This is a genomic window from Aeromonas sp. YN13HZO-058 (assembly GCF_001921245.1).
GTDB classification, from domain to species: domain Bacteria; phylum Pseudomonadota; class Gammaproteobacteria; order Enterobacterales; family Aeromonadaceae; genus Aeromonas; species Aeromonas allosaccharophila.
On record NZ_MQSY01000044.1, the window covers coordinates 17,012 to 34,705 of the forward strand.

Here is a 17,694-nt window from a genome sequence, read left to right on the forward strand (position 1 = left end):
AACTGGGATGAAAGAGCTGAAGAACGATCGATACCTGCGCGCTTTGCTGCGTCAGGACGTGGACATGACCCCGGTATGGATGATGCGCCAGGCTGGCCGTTATCTGCCGGAATACAAGGCGACTCGCGCCCAGGCGGGGGATTTCATGTCCCTGTGCCGCAATGCCGAGCTGGCCTGTGAAGTCACCCTGCAGCCGCTGCGCCGCTACCCGCTCGATGCCGCCATCCTCTTCTCCGACATCCTCACCGTGCCCGATGCCATGGGGCTGGGTCTCTGCTTCGAGCAGGGCGAAGGCCCGCGCTTCGAGCGCCCCATCAAGTCCATGGCGGACGTGCAGGCGCTACCCATCCCGGATCCGGAAGACGAGCTCGGCTACGTGATGAACGCGGTGCGCACCATTCGCCGCGAGCTGAAGGGTGAAGTGCCGCTGATCGGCTTCTCCGGCAGCCCCTGGACCCTGGCCACCTACATGGTGGAGGGGGGCAGCTCCAAGGCGTTCACCAAGATCAAACAGATGATGTATGCAGAGCCGCAGACCCTGCACCTGCTGCTGGACAAGCTGGCGGACAGCGTGATCGCCTATCTCAACGCCCAGATCAAGGCGGGTGCCCAGGCGGTCATGGTGTTCGACACCTGGGGCGGCGTGCTCACCCCGCGCGATTACCGCGACTTCTCCCTGCAGTACATGCACAAGATCGTCGATGGCCTGATCCGCGAGCACGATGGTCGCCGCGTGCCGGTCACCCTGTTTACCAAGAACGGCGGTCAGTGGCTGGAGCAGATCGCCGCCACCGGTTGCGATGCGCTGGGTCTGGACTGGACCACCGACATTGCCGACGCCAAGCGTCGGGTCGGTGACAAGGTGGCGCTGCAGGGCAACATGGATCCCTCCATGCTCTACGCCACTCCCGCTCGTATCCGTGAAGAGGTCGCCTCCATTCTGGCCGGTTTCGGTCAGGGCAACGGCCACGTCTTCAACCTGGGTCACGGCATCCATCAGGATGTGAACCCGGAGCACGCCGGCGTGTTCGTCAACGCGGTACATGAGCTCTCCGCCCAGTACCACGGCCGCTAAGGCCGGGGCGAGCGAAGAGAAACTGATTGATATCCGGGGCCGCAAGGCCCCGTTTTACATTTAAAAAGGCGCCGCGACGACGAGAGCATGGCGCCTGTGCAGGAGGCAAGATGAGCAGCAAGTCACTGGATTGGGGTATCGATCTTGGCGGTACCAAGTGTGAATGTGTGGTGCTGGATGGCGACGAGGTGCTGCTGCGCCACCGCATCCCCACCGAGCGGGCTGGTGGTTATGAGCACATGATCGGCCAGATCGCCAAGCTGGTAGCGCAGTGCGCCGAGAAGATTGGCCAGCGCCCGACCGTCATCGGCATGGGCACGCCGGGGGCGCGGGATCCGCAGACCGGTCTGATGAAGAACTGCAATACCACCGAGCTCAACGGCAAGCCGTTCAAGGAGGATCTGGAGCGCAAGCTGGGCGTGCCGGTGCTGATTGCCAACGACGCCAACTGCTTCGCGCTGGCAGAAACCCATCTGGGTGCAGTGCGCCAGCACCATCCCGATGCGAAAGTGGTATTCGGCATCATCATGGGCACCGGAGTTGGCTCCGGCATCGTCATCAACGGCCAGATCCTCAACGGCCACCACGGCATCGCCGGTGAGTGGGGCCACAACGTGCTCTCCCCCGATGGTCCCGAGTGCTACTGCGGCAAGCGTGGCTGCGTCGAGACCCTGATCAGCGGCCCGGCGCTGGAGGCCTGGTACGAAGCCAAGGCCAAGCGTCATCTTTCGCTGGCCCAAATCGCGGCGGCCACCGCTTACGATCATGTGGCCAAGCTCACCATCGACCGGCTGCACCTGTTGTTTGGTCAGGCGCTGGCCAACGTGGTCAACATTCTCGACCCGGATGTGATCGTCATCGGCGGCGGGGTGGGCAATGTGCAGAGCCTTTACAGCGCCGGACGGCAGACTATTTTGCCCTTCCTCTTTAATCCCCGCTTCGCAACCCCCATTATTGCTCCTGCCCTTGGCGACAGTGCCGGGGTATTCGGGGCCGCACTGCTGGCCCGCGGTGAATTCAAGGAGGCCCTGCTGTCGTAGCCGGGGCTCCCGGGCGGCCGGTGCGTCGCCCTGTTGCTGGTTCAAGGAAACGGATTCTCGATGATCAAGATTGCCATCAATGGTTACGGGCGGATCGGTCGCAACGTGTTGCGAGCCCTCTATGAAAGCGGGCGCGACGAGACCATCAAGATCGTCGCCATCAACGAGCTGGCGGCCCCCGAGGCCATGGTGCACCTGACCCGTTACGATACCAGTCACGGTCGCTTCCACCATCCGGTGCAACTGGCGGGCAGCAGCATGCTGGTGGGGGAGGATCTCATCTCCCTGTTTGCCGAGCGGGATCCGTCAAAGCTGCCGTGGCGGGCGCTGGGGGTGGATGTGGTGCTCGATTGCACCGGGGTGTTCGGCTCGCGGGCCGATGCCGAGCTGCATCTGGCGGCGGGGGCGGGCAAGGTGCTCTTCTCCCATCCGGCCGATGCGGATGTGGATGCCACCGTGGTCTACGGGGTCAACCATCAGGTGCTGACGGGGCGTGAGCGGATCGTCTCCAACGCCTCCTGTACCACCAACTGCGTGGTGCCGGTGATTGAAACATTGCATCGAGAATTTGAGATAAATTGTGGTACTATTACGACAATTCATTCGGCCATGCATGATCAGCAAGTCATCGATGCCTACCACAGTGACTTGCGCCGAACCCGCGCTGCCAGTCAGTCCATCATTCCGGTGGATACCAAGCTGGCAAAGGGGCTGGAGCGTATCCTGCCCCACTTCGCCGGCAAGTTCGAGGCGATTGCGGTACGGGTGCCGACCATCAATGTAACAGCGATGGATCTCAGTATTACTGTTCGTAAAAAAGTGACAGTTACTGACGTAAATCAAGCCCTGCAACGGGCATCCAGAGGTACATTACACGGTATTCTGGATTACACGGAAGAGCCTTTGGTCTCCGTAGACTTCAATCATGATGCACACTCCTGCATCATTGATGGTACCCAGACCCGGGTGAGCGATGCCAACCTCGTCAAGATGTTGATGTGGTGCGATAACGAATGGGGCTTCGCAAACCGGATGCTGGATACCACCCGGGCCATGATGGCCGCAGGCTGAGCCTGCCCCGGGCGAATAGGTTACTGTTTTTAACATTACCTGAAAATATAGAGGACTGAATATGTCTGTTATCAAGATGACTGACCTGGATCTGGCGGGTAAACGCGTTCTGATCCGTGCTGACCTGAACGTACCGGTAAAAGACGGCAAGGTCACCTCCGATGCACGTATCGTTGCGACTCTGCCGACCATCAAGCTGGCTCTGGAAAAAGGCGCCAAGCTGATGATCACCTCCCACCTGGGTCGTCCGACCGAGGGTGAATACAACGAAGAATTCTCCCTGGCTCCGGTTGTCAACTATCTGAAAGACGCTCTGTCCTGCCCGGTTCGCCTGGCCAAGGATTACCTGGATGGCGTAGAAGTCGCCGCCGGTGAGCTGGTTGTGCTGGAAAACTGCCGTTTCAACAAAGGCGAGAAGAAGAACACCGAAGAGCTGGCCAAAAAATACGCCGCCCTGTGTGACGTCTTTGTAATGGATGCGTTCGGTACAGCTCACCGCGCCGAAGGTTCCACCTACGGTGTGGCCCAGTTCGCGCCGGTTGCTTGTGCCGGTCCGCTGTTGGCGGGTGAACTGGAAGCCCTGGGCAAAGCCATGCTGAAGCCCGAGCGCCCGATGGTTGCCATCGTTGGCGGCTCCAAGGTCTCCACCAAGCTGACCGTTCTGGAATCCCTCTCCAAGATCGCTGACCAGCTGGTTGTCGGTGGTGGCATCGCCAACACCTTCATCGCTGCTGCCGGTCACAACGTCGGCAAGTCCCTGTGCGAGCACGACCTGATCGACACCGCCAAGAAACTGGCTGCCGAGACTAACATTCCGGTGACCACCGACGTGGTTGTCGGTGCCGAGTTCTCCGAGTCCACTCCGGCTACCATCAAGTCTGTTGCTGATGTGACCGACGGCGACATGATCTTCGACATCGGCCCTGACTCTGCCAAGGCCCTGGCTGACATCATCATGAACGCCAAGACCATCCTGTGGAACGGCCCGGTCGGTGTATTCGAGTTCGACCAGTTCGCTGAAGGCACCAAGATCATCGCCGAAGCCATCGCTGCTTCTCCGGCCTTCTCCATCGCTGGCGGTGGTGACACCCTGGCTGCCATCGACAAGTTCGGCATCGCTGACAAAGTCTCCTACATCTCCACTGGCGGCGGCGCCTTCCTGGAGTTCGTAGAAGGCAAGGTTCTGCCGGCTGTTGAGATTCTGGAACAGCGCGCCAAAGCCTAATTGACCCGAGACGGGGGGCAAAAGCCTCCCGTTTCGTTTATCATGTGCCCGCTGTGCCGGTTCATGATGAACCCCCCATTTTTTATTAACGGCATACGAGACAGGACGATTAAACATGTCTAAGAAAATTTTCGACTTCGTAAAACCCGGCGTGATCACTGGTGATGACGTTCAGAAAGTGTTCGCCATCGCTAAAGAGAACGGCTTTGCTCTGCCGGCCGTAAACTGCGTTGGTACCGACTCCGTTAACGCCGTACTGGAAGCTGCCGCCAAGGTTAAAGCGCCGGTTATCGTTCAGTTCTCCAACGGTGGTGCCGTGTTCACCGCCGGTAAGGGCCTGAAGCTGGAAGGCCAGAAAGCCGCCATCCTGGGTGCTATCTCCGGTGCCAAGCACGTTCACGCCGTTGCCGAAGCCTACGGTGTTCCGGTTATCCTGCACACCGACCATGCTGCCAAGAAGCTGCTGCCGTGGATCGACGGTCTGCTGGACGCGGGCGAGAAGCACTTTGCTGAAACCGGCAAGCCGCTGTTCTCCTCCCACATGCTGGACCTGTCCGAAGAGTCTCTGGAAGAGAACATCGACATCTGCTGCGAGTACCTGACCCGCATGGCCAAGATGAACATGACTCTGGAGCTGGAACTGGGTTGCACCGGTGGCGAAGAAGACGGCGTCGACAACAGCCACATGGATCAATCTGCTCTGTACACCCAGCCGGAAGATGTGGCTTACGCTTACGAGCGTCTGTCCAAGATCAGTCCGCGTTTCACCATCGCTGCCTCCTTCGGCAACGTACACGGTGTCTACAAGCCGGGTAACGTCAAGCTGACCCCGTCCATCCTGGACGCTTCCCAGAAGTACGTTTCCGAGAAGTTTGGCATCCCTGCCAAGTCTCTGGACTTCGTATTCCACGGTGGTTCAGGTTCCACTCTGGAAGAGATCCGCGAGTCCATCTCCTACGGCGTAGTGAAGATGAACATCGACACCGACACCCAGTGGGCAACTTGGGAAGGTCTGCTGAACTTCTACAAGAAGAACGAAGCTTACCTGCAAGGCCAGCTGGGCAACCCGGAAGGCGCCGACAAGCCGAACAAGAAGTTCTACGATCCGCGCGTATGGCTGCGTGAAGGTCAGACTTCTATGATCGCTCGTCTGGAGAAAGCATTCTCCGACCTGAACGCCATCGACGTACTGTAATTCGTTACCGTACCTTGATTGCATGAAAAGGCGCCCTTCGGGGCGCCTTTTGCATTTCTGTGATCCGCGCAGGTTGGCGAGTGGGTGAAGAGGTGGGTATTATCGAAACAACTTTGCTTATTTTATTAAACAATTTGCCACCAAAGCAGGATGCTGAGTATGCAGGCAGGAAAGCACAACGGATATCAGGAGCACGTCGCCTCCTACTACGCGGCCACCCGCAACGACTCGCAACAGTGGCCCGAGCTGGAGGGGGAGTACAAGGCTGACGTCTGCATCATCGGTGGCGGCTTTACCGGTCTCAATACCGCCATCAATCTGGCGGATGCCGGTTACAAGGTCGCCTTGCTGGAGGCCAATCGCATCGGCTGGGGCGCTTCCGGGCGCAACGGCGGCCAGCTTATTCGCGGTATCGGCCACGACACCAGCCAGTTTGCCCGCTGGATTGGCGAGCAAGGAGTGCGCGAGCTGGATCTGATGGGGCTGGAGGCGGTGCAACTGGTGCGCGAGCGGGTCGAGCGCTTCAATATCGACTGCGATCTCACCTGGGGCTACTGCGACCTCGCGACTCGTCAGCGTCATCTGGCCAGCTTCGAGGAGGATCTCGCGCATCTGGCGAGCCTCGGCTATGAACACGAGCTGAGACTGGTCCCGCGCGAAGATATCCATAGCGTGGTGGGATCGGATCGCTATATCGGCGGCCTCATCGACATGGGCTCCGGCCATCTGCATCCCCTCAATCTGGCGCTGGGCGAGGCGCGCGCCGCCGCCAGCCTCGGGGTTTCCCTGTTTGAACACTCCAGAGTGACTCATATCGACTACGGCAAGCAGGTCGAGGTGACCACCGCCCACGGCCGGGTCACTGCCGATTATCTGGTGATTGGCTGCAACGCTTATCTCAATGATCTTAATCCGGAGCTGGGAGGACGGGTGCTGCCCGCCGGTTCTTACATCCTCGCCACCGAGGTGCTCGATCGCCGCTTGCGCCAGCGACTGCTGCCGCAAAACATGGCAGTGTGCGACCAGAACGTGGCGCTCGACTACTACCGCCTCTCCGCCGATGGCCGCCTGCTGTTTGGCGGCGCCTGCAACTATTCGGGGCGAGACCCGAAGGATATCAAGGCCTTTATGTTGCCCAAGCTGCTGCGGGTCTTCCCCGAGCTGGCCGAGACTGCCATCGAGTTCCAGTGGGGCGGGATGATCGGGATCGGCGCCAATCGGCTGCCGCAGATTGGCCGCTTGAAGGAACACCCCAACGTGCTCTACGCCCAGGCCTACTCCGGTCATGGCCTCAATGCGACTCACATGGCGGGCAAGCTGGTGGCCGAGGCGATCCGTGGTGAGAGCCGGGGTTTCGATCTCTTTGCCAGCGTGCCCCATATCACCTTCCCCGGTGGCCCGGCACTGCGCTCCCCGCTGTTGGCACTGGGAATGTTGTGGCACCGGATGAAGGATATCTTCTGATGCCGATTGTCAGCCTGCGCAGTGATGGCTGAACGCGGCCCCCTTGCCAGCCCCTTGTTTATAGCGGGTAGGCTCTATCATCCCGCCTGATAGACCAAAAGATGCATTCGCGCCAATCCCTGCCGGTTGGCGCTATCTTTTAGGTGTGAGAGCGGTTATCTGCCAAGGGGACGAGGGTGTGTCTGCTTGTCGGAATACTTGCCGAAAAAGGGCCGAGGACGGAGAGATAGGAGGGCCGAGATGGAGATGAATGTGGTCGCGTCAGGCGGGCTCAGCCCGCTGGCGCAACGGCAGGGATCTCTCGCTGCGCAGGCACCGGAGAGGGCCACGCCGTCGTCATCGACAGGCAGCGACAGCCGGATGGTGCGCGACCTTGGTGCTGTGCTGGACGAGCTGGGGCTGTCGCCGAAAGGGGCGGATGGCGGCGGGAGCAGTGCTTCAATCAGGGATTCGCTGGAAGCGTTCATCAACACCATGATGGGCTCCTTGCAACAGCAGCAAGAGCAACAGCTGGCATTGCAGCAACAACAGCGGCAAGAGCAGGAACAGCGCAAACTCGCCATCGATGACAGTAGCGAGAACCCGCTCAAGCGGGATCTGGATCGCCTGCTGGAGACGCTGGATCAACAGGGCGGACAGGGAAAAGAGAGCGAGCAAGGAGCCGAGATCGAAGCGGTGAACCCCTTGCAGAGCCAGCTGACCAAGCTGCTGGAGAGCAGCGGTGCGGCAGAGCGCGGGGTCACCCTCAAGGAGGTGTTGTCGGGGTTGGCCAGCAAGCTGCCGAGTGAACCCGCCGAGCGAAAAGGGTATCGGGTCGATACCCAGGTCTGAGCTGGTTGGCAACGGCAGGAGAGTCGTTGCAGAGCATAAGGGGCGGGAAGCGCTTTATTGGGCCGGTTCCGCCAGCCGCCAGCCCTGTTCGTCCTTCATCATCCACACCTCTGCCTCTTGCGGCAGCACCTGACCTGCCTCGAACTCGCCATATTTGCGCTCGAGCTCCATCAGTCCCATCTCCTGCTGGAAGGGGCCAACCCGGTCGTATACCAGATCCTCGTCGTGCAACACCTGCAACTGATCGAGCCCCTGCTTGAAGTGAAGCTGGTAACTCACCTTGACCAGATAGACCCCCTCCATCCGCTCCTCCTTGCCGAGGATGGTGAAGTCGCTGATTTCGAACAGGTTGGCATCTGTCTCGGCCAGCAACCTGGCGGTAACTTGGCTCCGGATATCCTCTTCACCGGGCCCTGCACTGCAGCCATAAAGCCAGAGGGCTAGCAGGGGGATGAACCACTTTTTCATCAAAACTCCGGACGGGCGAGACAATCGAAGGGCAAATTTTGCCATGCTGCCGGTCATATACAAGGGATTGCCAGAAAAATCAGCACGTAACGCATAAGGTGGCCCCTGTCTGCTGACAAGGGCGCCACTGGTCAGCGTAGCTGATCAAGCTTGCCTAGAAACTCGGTCGGCCCCATAAAACCGGTGACCCGCTGGCCTGTCAGCTCCTTGCCCTCGCGGTCGAAGAAGATGAGGGTCGGTAACCCCAGCACGTTGAGGCTGTTGAGCAGTTCGATATCGGCATCGTCATTGGCGGTGACATCTGCCTGCAGTAGCACCATCTGGCTGAAGCGCTCCCGCACCGCGGGGTCGCTGAAGGTCTTGTGTTCGAACTCCTTGCAGGCGACGCACCAGTCGGCGTAGAGGTCGAGCAGCACCGGCTTGCCGCGGGCGGCGGCCAGCTGCACCTTGAGATCATCCAGGGTCTTGATGCGGACAAACTGCGGCGCCGTTTGACTGGCATCCGCCGTGACGGCAGCAGGGGCGGCCGGTTGCAGCAGATCCTTGCCCACCACCACGGCACTGATCATCGCCAGCAACAGCACGAAACCGCGCACACTTTTGGCTACCGAGTGGGGCTGGTGCTGGTTGTGGTGATAGAGGTAGCCGCACAGCAGCAGCCCCCAGCCGAGCCAGGCGAGAGTAGCAATCTGATCGCTCCAGAGCCGTGACAGCAGCAGGATGGGCACCGCCAGCAGGGCAAAGCCAAACAACTGCTTGATCACGTCCATCCAGGCGCCTGCCTTGGGCAGCAGCTTGCCCCCCGAGGTGCCGAGCAGCAGCAGCGGCAGCCCCATGCCGAGCGACAGCGCATAGAGCGCCGCGCCGCCGAGCCAGAGATCGCCGCTCTGGGCCACGTAGATCAGCGCCCCCGAGAGCGGCGCCGTGGTGCAGGGGGAGCAGACCAGCCCGGAGATCATCCCCATGATGGCGACCCCTGCTACCGAGCCGCCCTGCTGGCGGTTGGATAGACCGGAGAGGCGGGTTTGCAAACTGCTCGGCAGTTGCAGGGTGTAGAGCCCGAACATGGAGAGGGCCAGCAGCACGAACATCACCGATAGGCCGATCAGCACATAGGGGTGTTGTAGCGCCGCCTGGAATTTCAAGCCCGCCGAGGCCACTACCAACCCCAGCAAGGTGTAGGTGACCGCCATCCCCTGCACATAGACCAGGGAGAGCAGAAAGGCGCGGCCGGTGGAGAGGTGATGACCGGCGCCGGCGATGATGCCGGTCAGGATCGGGTACATGGGGAAGACGCAGGGGGTAAATGCGAGCCCCAGCCCCAGCGCGAAGAAGGCGACGATGCTGAGCCAGAACCCCTGATGGCCAAGGGCTGCCGCCAGCTGATCCTGCTGACTCACAGGTGCGACGCTTTGTGCCGTTTCGGTAGTGGAGGCTGTGGTTGCCGTGACCAGCGGGGTCACATCGATCAGCTTGTCGGTCGGCGGGTAGCAGAGGCCGTCGGTGCAGCCCTGATAGCGCACCCGCAGGGTGGCGCCGTCGCCCACTTCTTTTAGCGGTACCGCGATGCTTACCTGCTGGTAGTAGACCCGGGTCTTGCCGAAGAAGTCATCCTCGTGCTCGGTGCCTTCCGGCAGGGTCGGCTCGCTGAAGGTGAGGTTGTTCCCCTTGAAGCGCAGGCTGTGGCGATAGAGATAGTAATCGTCGGCGATGTGGAGGGTCAGCAGCAGCTGATCCCCGCGCTGTTCGCTCTCGATCTGAAAGGCCTCATCGACCTGCAAAAATTTGGGTTTGGCATTGGCCTCAATGCCCAGCGAGCTGAGCAGGTCGGCGCCGCTGGCGTAGGCCGAGGGGCTGCCTGCCGCTGTCATCAGCAGGGCACAGAGCAGCAACAGGGGAGAGAGCAAGCGGGCGAATGTCATGCGGTCTCCCCATTCAGCCAGTCGAGATAGGCGGGCAGTCCGGCACTCACCGGCAGGGCCAGCAGCTCGGGCACCTCATAGGGGTGATGGGCTTGAATGCATGCCTGCAGCTCGGTAAAGCGCGACTGGCGGGATTTGATGATGAGCTGAATTTCGGTGGCGCGCTCCACCTTGCCTTGCCAGCGATAGACGGAGGTGACGCCCGGCAGCTGATTGATGCAGGCGGCCAACCGCTGGTTCAGCAGCTGTTCGCAGAGAAGGTCGGCACTGGTTTGATCTGGGCAGGTGCAGAGCACCACAATGGCGTCGGTCATAAAGCGGATCTTCACCTCGTTGGGGTAAACCGGGAGGCGCCCTTGCCGTGTCATCCCTGTCTTGCGGATGAAGGTGAAAAAGCGCCCGAAAATCAGCGGCTACTATACCCCAGAGCCGCTTCAAATAGCATCTGTAGCCATTTGTGAGCCAGCGCCAAAAATTAGTGGGGGGCATGAGATAGACGCTGTCATGGGGACAGGGCAGAATGAGCGGGCTTGTTCCCAATTGACGTAAGGAAATGTATGACCCAACAGAATGAGCAGCAGAGAAACCGCATGTTGAGCCTGCTGCGCGAAGGTGAGCGCCGCATGTTGGTTCAATTGGCCGGGCTGCTGCGCACGACCGCCGATGAAATCAATGCCGAGCTGGAGAAAGAGGAGCTGATGGCCACCTTGGAGCAGCCTATCACGGTGGAGTATCTCAACGGCGTGGTGCAGCACCATCTGTTCGAGCGTAAACACAAGGGCGATATGGCGGTTGCCCAGCAGATCCTGAGCGATTATCAGAGCGAACTGGAAGCGCTGCAGGCCGCCCAGGCGCAGCCTGAAGAGGCTGCCGTTGCCGACGAGAGCGGCGAAGAGTTCAAGGCCCAGGCATGAGTGACGGGCAGGTCTGAATCCTTACTTCTGAATCAGCCGGCCTGCCCCCGCTAATCCCTCTCTCGGCCCCATCATGTCTGCCATGATGGGGCCGTGTCGTTTCTTCTGTTGCCTGCCCTTGTTGGCTTTCACTTTCCGGTTCCGGCCCACCCGATTCGCGCCTTAGCGGGCACCTTGCGGCATGCCGTGCGGCACTTCGCGGGGAATGGGGAAGATCTTGTCGTAGCTCAGGTTGTAGACGAAGGCATAAATCAGATAGAAGATCGCAAAGCCGAGATCCAGGAAGAAAGCCTCCAGCAGTGTAATGCCAAGCCACAAAGACATGATTGGCATGGCGGCCAGCAATAACCCCCCCTCGAAACCAATCGCATGGATCACCCGTTGCCACATGCTCTTGTGGGTATGGCCCTGCAACTTCAGCAGCAGCTTGTCGACGCCGACGTTGTAGATGTAGTTCCAGACCGTGGCAAGGAGCGAGAAAAAGATCGCCAGCGGTCCCATGTGGCTGAGATGAATGCCGGTCGCCCAGCTGGCCAGTGGGGCGGCGATGAACAGGCCGATCAATTCAAAGCCGATAGCATGGCGCAGTCGATCGTTACGGGTACGCATAAGTCACTCTCTCAATCAGGTTCATTCACGAATTGCAGGTTAATCTATAGAACTTTCGCGATAGATTCATGTTGGTATCCATCGCTAAAATAGATAGATGACAAGGGGGCTTGTTGGAGGGCCATAGGATGACGCCATCACTGGAACAACTGAGGATCTTGCTGGCCTCTGCCGAAACCGGCTCTTTTTCCGCCGCCGCCCGCAAACTGGGCAAGGCGCAGTCGGTGGTGAGCAGCGCCATCGCCAATCTGGAGATCGACTTGGCGCTCACCCTGTTTGACCGCAGCGGCCGCTATCCGCAGCTGACGGAGGCGGGCGCTCGCATGGTGCAGGAGGCGGGGATCCTGCTGGCGCAGAGTGAACGGTTGCAATCCATTGCCGGAGAGCTGGCGGCAGGTGTGGAGACGCGCCTCACCCTGGCCATCGATGATGACTCCCACCTTCCCTGGCTTGGCACCCTGCTGGAGGAGTTTGCCACCCGCTACCCGAGCGTAGAGCTGGAGCTGCTCTTCCCGTTGATGGAGGATGTGACCGAGATGCTGGTGACCGGCCGGGCCCAGCTCGGTATCAGCTACCAGAAGGTGCACCCCCAGCGGGAGATCGTCGCCCGTTCGCTGGGGGAGGTGACCATGCCGCTGGTGGTATCACCGGATCATCCGCTGGCCCGCAAGCAGCCGCTGCGGGAGGTCGACCTGCAGGGGGCACGCCAGCTGATGGTGACCGGCCGACGGGAAGGGAGCGAGCGTCAGCGTTTTCGCATCTCGGCTCAGGTGTGGTGGGTCGAGGGGGATCTCGGGGTGCTGGAGCTGGTCAAGCGGGGCCTCGGCTGGTCCGCCATTCCGGCATTTCTGCTGCATCAGCCGCTGAAGCGGGGCGAAGTGGTGGTTCTGGAGCCGGACTTTATCGCCAGCCACGCGCTGGCGCTGGAGCTGCAGTGGCATCGCGCCCGCCCGCTGGGGCAGGCGGGGCGCTGGCTGAAGGAGGCACTGCTGGCGCGTGTGCCTCGCTAGCCGACCTTACTCGGTCAAGGCATAAGGCAGGGGTTGCAGGGTGAGGCGGGAGCCTTCGTCCTGCTTGAGGCGGAATTGGGCGTCAGCCTCGGTATCTTTCGGCAGCACGGCGGTGAGCCACACCTGCCCAGCCTGTTGCCAGGCGTTGAGCACCATGCCGCTGCGGCGCCAGTTGTCACCCAATTTCAGCTCAAGGGTATCGCCGCTGGCGACCGGCTCGCCGGTGGTGCCCGCCAGCAAGAACAGGGCGCGATTGTTGGCGCCGCGATACTTGGCGCGGGCCACCGTCTCCTGCCCCATGTAGCAACCCTTGTTGAAGCAGATGCCATCCAGCGCCTGCAGGTTAAGCATCTGCGGGATGAACTCCCCCTGATGCACTGCTTCCATGTGCGGCAGACCCGCCTTGATCTCGAGCCCCCACCAGAGTGACTCGTCACCCTGTGGCAGGGAATCGGCTTGTTGGTTGCTCACCAGCAGCCAGCGATCCTGTTCGATTTTCACCGCCATGCCGCCGTCGATAAGGCCGCTCTGCTCAAGGCCAAACTGCGCGGCGATCCACGCATCGCTGCCCGTACCGGCAATTCCGGTGGCGTGGCGTTCATCGGCGGCGATCTCGACCTTGGAGAAGACGGCAAATTTCTTCAGCTCCGGCAGCTGGCGCTCCAGCACCGACGGGCTGGTCAGCAGCAGCAGGCTGTCCTCGAGGCAGAGCAGGCGGAAATTGCTCCACAGCTTGCCCTTGGGATCACAGTGGCCACCCGGGGTCTGTTGCCCCGGTTGCAGGGCGTTGACATCACAGGTGACCTGACCTTGCAGATATTTGACGCGATCCTGGCCGCTGATACGGGTGATGGCCAGCTTGGTCAGGGGGAAGCGGGTCGGCTCGGCAGGAAAAACAGGTGGTTGCAGGCTCACGATGGTATTCCAGAGAGAAAGTATGTGAGCTGCATGGTAAAGACGTAACTAATGTTTGTCAGCCGGAAAATCCAGCTGGTACCATCCCCCGGTCTTTGTAAGGAGAGTGCCATGTTGAGCCCAGTTGAAAAATCCCGCCTGAAGTGGGCCTGCCGTCGCGGCATGCTCGAGCTGGATGTGATCTTTATGCCCTTTTTCGAACACGAGTTCGACTCCCTGAGTGACGCCGATCAGCAGACCTTTATCCGCCTGCTGGCGAGCGACGATCCGGATCTGTTCAAATGGTGCATGGGTCATGGTGTCCCTGCCGATCCCGCATTTGCCGCCATGATCCCGATGATCCTAGAGCGCAATCAGGCGCGCCACGACAGCCAGGAGTAATACCGTGGAGCGGGTGATCATGACGGTTCACCCCTCCCGCCATCAGCAATGTTTGCTGGTGGCCCTCTTTCTGTTGCTGCTCTGGCCGGTGGCGGGCCTGATTGCCGGTTGGCAGTGGGCGCTGTTGCTACCCGTCTGGTTGGCGGCGCTCTGGCTGAGCTGGCGCTCCCTCGCCGAGCCCCCGTTCGAGCTTATCTGGGATGGCCAGTGGCTGCAGTGGCAAGGTCGCCGCTATCAGCTCGGCAAGAAAAGCCGTATTCTGCCCGGCGTGCTCAGGCTGGCGCTTTGCCCCGAGCCGCAAGAGAGTGAATCAGTGTCGCCACGGCAACTGTGGCTCTTCTCCGATGCCCTTCCCCCTGAACATTACCGCCTGCTGGCGCGAGCCATCCACTTTCTGCCGTCCCGGCGCTGACGCCTGCTTCCCGTGATGACCATGCGCTGATTTATCGTGATAAGCCGCTGCCATGTGGCTGGCTACACTCTTTTTGTTGCTGAAAAGCGGTTGAAAACAAGTGACCCCGCCGGGGCGGGGTCACTGATAGCTGCAATGCTTGGCGGGAAGGGGGTTAATCCCGCTCCGGGGTCAGCACGGTCGGTTTGGAGTCCGGCAACATATCCGGATGATCCAGGTTGTAGTGCAGGCCGCGGGACTCCTTGCGCTGCAGGGCGCAGTTGACGATAAGCTCGGCCACCTGCAGCAGGTTGCGCAGCTCCAGCAGGTTGTTGGAGACGCGGAAGTTGGCGTAGTACTCCTGCACCTCCTGCTTGAGCAGGTCGATGCGGCGCTTGGCGCGGGCCAGGCGTTTGTTGGTACGCACGATTCCCACATAGTCCCACATCATCAACCGCAGCTCGTGCCAGTTGTGCTGGATCACCACCAGTTCGTCAGAATCTTCCACCTTGCTCTCGTCCCATACCGGCAGGTGCGGCGGCTCCACGCTCATCGGCAGCTTGGCCAGAATGTCAGCCCCCGCCTGATGGGCATAGACCACGCATTCCAGCAGGGAGTTGGAGGCCATCCGGTTGGCACCATGCAGACCGGTATAGGTCACTTCGCCGATGGCGTAGAGGCCGGGGATATCGGTCTGGCCGTTGTTATCGATCATCACGCCGCCGCAGGTGTAGTGAGCGGCAGGGACGATGGGCATCGGCTCTTTGGTGATGTCGATACCGACCGCGAGGCAACGCTCGTAGATGGTCGGGAAGTGCTTGATGATGAAATCGGCCGGTTTGTGGCTGATATCCAGATACATGCAATCCGCCCCGAGCCGCTTCATCTCGTGGTCGATGGCGCGGGCGACGATATCGCGCGGTGCCAGCTCGGCCCGCTCGTCAAACTCCGGCATAAAGCGGCTGCCGTCGGGGCGGCGCAGATAGGCCCCCTCGCCACGCAGCGCTTCGGTCAGCAGGAAGTTGGGATCATCCGGGTGGAACAGGCTGGTGGGGTGGAACTGGTTGAACTCCAGGTTCGCCACCCGGCAGCCAGCCCGCCATGCCATGGCGATACCATCGCCAGAGCTCACATCCGGGTTGGAGGTGTACTGGTAGACCTTGGAGGCGCCACCGGTGGCCAGTGCCACGAAACGGGCACGGATCACCTCGACCTGCTCGGCGTTGCGGTTCCAGACGTAGGCGCCCAACACCTTGTTGCCTGGCAGGTTGAGCTTGCGGGTGGTGATGAGGTCGACCGCGTTGAAGCGCTCCATCAGCTGGATATTGGGGTGGGCACGGACCTGATCGATCAGGGTGAGCTGCACCGCCTTGCCGGTGGCGTCGGCCGCGTGGAAGATGCGGCGATGGCTGTGGCCCCCTTCGCGGGTCAGGTGATAGTGGGATTCACCGTCGGCGTTCTCCTCCTGATCGAAGGGGACCCCTTGCTGAATGAGCCACTGGATCGATTCGCGGGCGTGGCGAGCGGTGAACTCCACCACTGCCGGGTCACACAACCCGGCGCCCGCGTTGAGCGTGTCGCTCACGTGGGATTCGATGCTGTCGGTTTCGTCGAAAACGGCAGCGATGCCTCCTTGCGCATAGAAAGTGGCCCCTTCACTGATGGGCCCCTTGCTCAGAACCAGGACTTTGGCGTGGTCTGCCAATCGCAACGCGAGGGACAGACCAGCGGCACCGCTGCCAATGATCAGTACATCGCAAAGGTATTCAACACTTGCTTTCATAAGTATCATTGGCCTGGATTAAGAACTGGCACCATGGTAGCCCAAGCGAGGGCGAGGATGCAGCCTGCATCACATTTTTTTCAATTGAAGCGAACTTTCTCTGATTCTCCCTGTCTGAACTTGTGCGCTTAGGAAGGGCCGGAAAAGAAGAACGATAACCTGATGGGGGTTTTACGGCTCTGATGAGCGACCAGAATCTACTGGACGAACAGCTGGTTGAACGGGTCCAGCGCGGCGATAAAGCAGCTTTCAACCTGTTGGTAAAAAAATACCAGCAAAAGGTGGTCAACCTGGTTGCCAGGTATGTCAACAATCCCGGTGATGTGCCCGATGTGGCGCAAGAGGCCTTCATAAAAGCCTACCGTGCATTGCCGACATTCCGTGGCGAAAGTGCTTTTTATACCTGGTTGTACCGAATTGCCGTGAACACGGCGAAGAATTATCTGACCTCCCAGGGGCGCAGGCCGCCCAGCAGTGATGTGGAGGCTGACGAAGCGGAGTCTTATGGTGGTGGTGAAGCCTTGCAAGAGGTCTCAACCCCCGAAAACCTGGCGTTGACCGACGAGATCAAGCGCACGGTGTTTTCAGCCATAGAGGCATTGCCGGAAGACCTGAGGACAGCTATCACCCTTCGCGAACTGGAAGGGCTGAGCTACGAAGAGATTGCCGAAATCATGGATTGCCCAGTGGGTACGGTCAGATCCCGTATCTTCCGGGCGAGGGAAGCAATCGATAAAAAGCTGCAACCTCTGATCGAGAATTAACTGGGGAAAGACGGGTTAACTTATGGCAAATAAAGAGCAAATCTCTGCCCTGATGGATGGTGACCTGATTGACGCAGAGGTACTGAACGAGCTGGAGATGGACTCCGACTTGCAAGATACCTGGGGTCGTTACCACCTGATCGGCGATGCCATGCGGGGTGACCTGCCGGTCAATCTGCAACTGGATCTCAGTGACAGCATCATGGCTGCGCTGGAGGATGAGCCCACCATACTGGCACCCAAGCCGGTTGAGGTTCCGCCCGTACTGCAACCTGTCGTTGCACCGGTCAAGACAGATTCCAATGTGGTTCCGTTGTTCCGCCGGGTCGGTCAGCAACTGGGTCAATATGCGATCGCCGCTTCCGTTGCTGCTGCCGTCATCTTCGGGGTGCAGCAGTATCAGGGACAGGATGGCGTACCGGCCAATCCGGTGCTCAATACCATTCCTATCGGTGGCAGTGCGGCGCCGGTGAGTGTTCACTATCCGCAACAGGATGGCGCCCGTGCCCGTCAGCAAGGGCTGACCGAACAGCAGATGCAGGAGCAGCGGGAGCGGATCAACGCCTTCCTGCGTGACCACCAGTTGCAGCAGCGCCTGTTGCAAGACAGACAGATCCAACAATAACGAATTGTCAG

Annotated in this window: 19 protein-coding genes; 13 read left to right on the plus strand and 6 right to left on the minus strand. The window is 60.3% G+C overall.

What is annotated here, in order from left to right; all coding sequences use genetic code 11:
* Window positions 1-7: 7 nt before the first annotated feature.
* From hemE to BSP75_RS10680, 7 genes are all read left to right on the plus strand, one after another.
* Window positions 8-1,075: a uroporphyrinogen decarboxylase gene (hemE, locus tag BSP75_RS10650; protein ID WP_075113152.1), complete on the plus strand. Its 1,068-nt coding sequence runs from the start codon at window positions 8-10 to the stop codon at window positions 1,073-1,075.
* 110 nt (window positions 1,076-1,185) lie between these two features.
* Window positions 1,186-2,115, plus strand: coding sequence for an ROK family protein (locus BSP75_RS10655; RefSeq protein WP_075113153.1), 930 nt, complete (start codon window positions 1,186-1,188; stop codon window positions 2,113-2,115).
* 60 nt (window positions 2,116-2,175) lie between these two features.
* Window positions 2,176-3,186: an erythrose-4-phosphate dehydrogenase gene (gene epd / locus BSP75_RS10660; RefSeq protein ID WP_075113154.1), complete on the plus strand. Its 1,011-nt coding sequence runs from the start codon at window positions 2,176-2,178 to the stop codon at window positions 3,184-3,186.
* A 61-nt stretch (window positions 3,187-3,247) separates the two neighbouring features.
* Window positions 3,248-4,411 carry a phosphoglycerate kinase gene (locus BSP75_RS10665; protein WP_075113155.1) on the plus strand — a complete coding sequence of 388 codons (1,164 nt, stop codon included), beginning with the start codon at window positions 3,248-3,250 and terminating at the stop codon, window positions 4,409-4,411.
* 115 nt (window positions 4,412-4,526) lie between these two features.
* The gene (gene fbaA, locus BSP75_RS10670) at window positions 4,527-5,606 is read left to right on the plus strand and encodes a class II fructose-bisphosphate aldolase (protein ID WP_042062080.1); all 1,080 of its coding nucleotides are present in this window, start codon (window positions 4,527-4,529) and stop codon (window positions 5,604-5,606) included.
* A 159-nt stretch (window positions 5,607-5,765) separates the two neighbouring features.
* On the plus strand, window positions 5,766-7,070 hold the full coding sequence (locus tag BSP75_RS10675) for an FAD-binding oxidoreductase (RefSeq protein ID WP_148140687.1): 1,305 nt from the start codon (window positions 5,766-5,768) through the stop codon (window positions 7,068-7,070).
* A 240-nt stretch (window positions 7,071-7,310) separates the two neighbouring features.
* Window positions 7,311-7,901, plus strand: a complete 591-nt coding sequence (locus BSP75_RS10680; protein ID WP_075113157.1) for a hypothetical protein — start codon at window positions 7,311-7,313, stop codon at window positions 7,899-7,901.
* 54 nt (window positions 7,902-7,955) lie between these two features.
* Here the strand turns inward: BSP75_RS10680 and BSP75_RS10685 are convergent, their stop codons facing one another.
* The 3 genes from BSP75_RS10685 to cutA form a co-directional block, all read right to left on the minus strand.
* Complete coding sequence (locus tag BSP75_RS10685; RefSeq protein ID WP_040068021.1) at window positions 7,956-8,369, minus strand: hypothetical protein; 414 nt, start codon at window positions 8,367-8,369, stop codon at window positions 7,956-7,958.
* A 131-nt stretch (window positions 8,370-8,500) separates the two neighbouring features.
* On the minus strand, window positions 8,501-10,291 hold the full coding sequence (locus tag BSP75_RS10690) for a protein-disulfide reductase DsbD (RefSeq protein WP_075113158.1): 1,791 nt from the start codon (window positions 10,289-10,291) through the stop codon (window positions 8,501-8,503).
* Entirely contained in the window at window positions 10,288-10,605 is a 318-nt protein-coding gene (gene cutA, locus BSP75_RS10695) for a divalent-cation tolerance protein CutA (RefSeq protein WP_075113159.1), read from the minus strand. Before cutA ends, BSP75_RS10690 begins: the two co-directional genes overlap by 4 nt.
* 243 nt (window positions 10,606-10,848) lie before the next feature.
* Here cutA and BSP75_RS10700 point away from each other — a divergent pair, with 243 nt between their 5' ends.
* Window positions 10,849-11,205: a hypothetical protein gene (locus BSP75_RS10700; protein ID WP_075113160.1), complete on the plus strand. Its 357-nt coding sequence runs from the start codon at window positions 10,849-10,851 to the stop codon at window positions 11,203-11,205.
* 162 nt (window positions 11,206-11,367) lie between these two features.
* On the opposite strand, the gene BSP75_RS10705 is transcribed toward BSP75_RS10700, so the two are convergent.
* Window positions 11,368-11,814, minus strand: coding sequence for a PACE efflux transporter (locus tag BSP75_RS10705; protein ID WP_075113161.1), 447 nt, complete (start codon window positions 11,812-11,814; stop codon window positions 11,368-11,370).
* Between the two features lie 128 nt (window positions 11,815-11,942).
* Here BSP75_RS10705 and BSP75_RS10710 point away from each other — a divergent pair, with 128 nt between their 5' ends.
* Window positions 11,943-12,824 (plus strand): LysR family transcriptional regulator, encoded by an 882-nt coding sequence (locus BSP75_RS10710; protein WP_075113162.1) that lies wholly within the window; start codon window positions 11,943-11,945, stop codon window positions 12,822-12,824.
* 6 nt (window positions 12,825-12,830) lie between these two features.
* Here the strand turns inward: BSP75_RS10710 and ygfZ are convergent, their stop codons facing one another.
* Complete coding sequence (ygfZ, locus tag BSP75_RS10715) at window positions 12,831-13,739, minus strand: tRNA-modifying protein YgfZ (RefSeq protein WP_075113163.1); 909 nt, start codon at window positions 13,737-13,739, stop codon at window positions 12,831-12,833.
* 111 nt (window positions 13,740-13,850) lie between these two features.
* Here ygfZ and sdhE point away from each other — a divergent pair, with 111 nt between their 5' ends.
* A complete protein-coding gene (gene sdhE / locus BSP75_RS10720; RefSeq protein ID WP_075113164.1) occupies window positions 13,851-14,120 on the plus strand; it encodes an FAD assembly factor SdhE in 270 nt (89 codons plus the stop codon).
* A 19-nt stretch (window positions 14,121-14,139) separates the two neighbouring features.
* Window positions 14,140-14,532 carry a protein YgfX gene (locus BSP75_RS10725; RefSeq protein WP_075113174.1) on the plus strand — a complete coding sequence of 131 codons (393 nt, stop codon included), beginning with the start codon at window positions 14,140-14,142 and terminating at the stop codon, window positions 14,530-14,532.
* A 154-nt stretch (window positions 14,533-14,686) separates the two neighbouring features.
* Here the strand turns inward: BSP75_RS10725 and nadB are convergent, their stop codons facing one another.
* Window positions 14,687-16,294 (minus strand): L-aspartate oxidase, encoded by a 1,608-nt coding sequence (gene nadB / locus BSP75_RS10730; protein WP_042062095.1) that lies wholly within the window; start codon window positions 16,292-16,294, stop codon window positions 14,687-14,689.
* Window positions 16,295-16,476: 182 nt separating this feature from the next.
* Here nadB and rpoE point away from each other — a divergent pair, with 182 nt between their 5' ends.
* Window positions 16,477-17,058 carry an RNA polymerase sigma factor RpoE gene (rpoE, locus tag BSP75_RS10735; protein WP_042062096.1) on the plus strand — a complete coding sequence of 194 codons (582 nt, stop codon included), beginning with the start codon at window positions 16,477-16,479 and terminating at the stop codon, window positions 17,056-17,058.
* 22 nt (window positions 17,059-17,080) lie between these two features.
* Complete coding sequence (locus tag BSP75_RS10740; RefSeq protein ID WP_042657249.1) at window positions 17,081-17,683, plus strand: RseA family anti-sigma factor; 603 nt, start codon at window positions 17,081-17,083, stop codon at window positions 17,681-17,683.
* Window positions 17,684-17,694 lie beyond the last annotated feature (11 nt).

Excerpts from the sequence above, each read along its gene's own strand:
- hemE (WP_075113152.1), top strand. The coding sequence starts at position 8 with ATGAAAGAGCTGAAGAACGATCGATACCTGCGCGCTTTGCTGCGTCAG.
- BSP75_RS10655 (WP_075113153.1), top strand. The coding sequence starts at position 1,186 with ATGAGCAGCAAGTCACTGGATTGGGGTATCGATCTTGGCGGTACCAAG.
- epd (WP_075113154.1), top strand. The coding sequence starts at position 2,176 with ATGATCAAGATTGCCATCAATGGTTACGGGCGGATCGGTCGCAACGTG.
- BSP75_RS10665 (WP_075113155.1), top strand. The coding sequence starts at position 3,248 with ATGTCTGTTATCAAGATGACTGACCTGGATCTGGCGGGTAAACGCGTT.
- fbaA (WP_042062080.1), top strand. The coding sequence starts at position 4,527 with ATGTCTAAGAAAATTTTCGACTTCGTAAAACCCGGCGTGATCACTGGT.
- BSP75_RS10675 (WP_148140687.1), top strand. The coding sequence starts at position 5,766 with ATGCAGGCAGGAAAGCACAACGGATATCAGGAGCACGTCGCCTCCTAC.
- BSP75_RS10680 (WP_075113157.1), top strand. The coding sequence starts at position 7,311 with ATGGAGATGAATGTGGTCGCGTCAGGCGGGCTCAGCCCGCTGGCGCAA.
- BSP75_RS10685 (WP_040068021.1), bottom strand. The coding sequence starts at position 8,369 with ATGAAAAAGTGGTTCATCCCCCTGCTAGCCCTCTGGCTTTATGGCTGC.
- BSP75_RS10690 (WP_075113158.1), bottom strand. The coding sequence starts at position 10,291 with ATGACATTCGCCCGCTTGCTCTCTCCCCTGTTGCTGCTCTGTGCCCTG.
- cutA (WP_075113159.1), bottom strand. The coding sequence starts at position 10,605 with ATGACCGACGCCATTGTGGTGCTCTGCACCTGCCCAGATCAAACCAGT.
- BSP75_RS10700 (WP_075113160.1), top strand. The coding sequence starts at position 10,849 with ATGACCCAACAGAATGAGCAGCAGAGAAACCGCATGTTGAGCCTGCTG.
- BSP75_RS10705 (WP_075113161.1), bottom strand. The coding sequence starts at position 11,814 with ATGCGTACCCGTAACGATCGACTGCGCCATGCTATCGGCTTTGAATTG.
- BSP75_RS10710 (WP_075113162.1), top strand. The coding sequence starts at position 11,943 with ATGACGCCATCACTGGAACAACTGAGGATCTTGCTGGCCTCTGCCGAA.
- sdhE (WP_075113164.1), top strand. The coding sequence starts at position 13,851 with ATGTTGAGCCCAGTTGAAAAATCCCGCCTGAAGTGGGCCTGCCGTCGC.
- BSP75_RS10725 (WP_075113174.1), top strand. The coding sequence starts at position 14,140 with ATGACGGTTCACCCCTCCCGCCATCAGCAATGTTTGCTGGTGGCCCTC.
- nadB (WP_042062095.1), bottom strand. The coding sequence starts at position 16,294 with ATGAAAGCAAGTGTTGAATACCTTTGCGATGTACTGATCATTGGCAGC.
- rpoE (WP_042062096.1), top strand. The coding sequence starts at position 16,477 with ATGAGCGACCAGAATCTACTGGACGAACAGCTGGTTGAACGGGTCCAG.
- BSP75_RS10740 (WP_042657249.1), top strand. The coding sequence starts at position 17,081 with ATGGCAAATAAAGAGCAAATCTCTGCCCTGATGGATGGTGACCTGATT.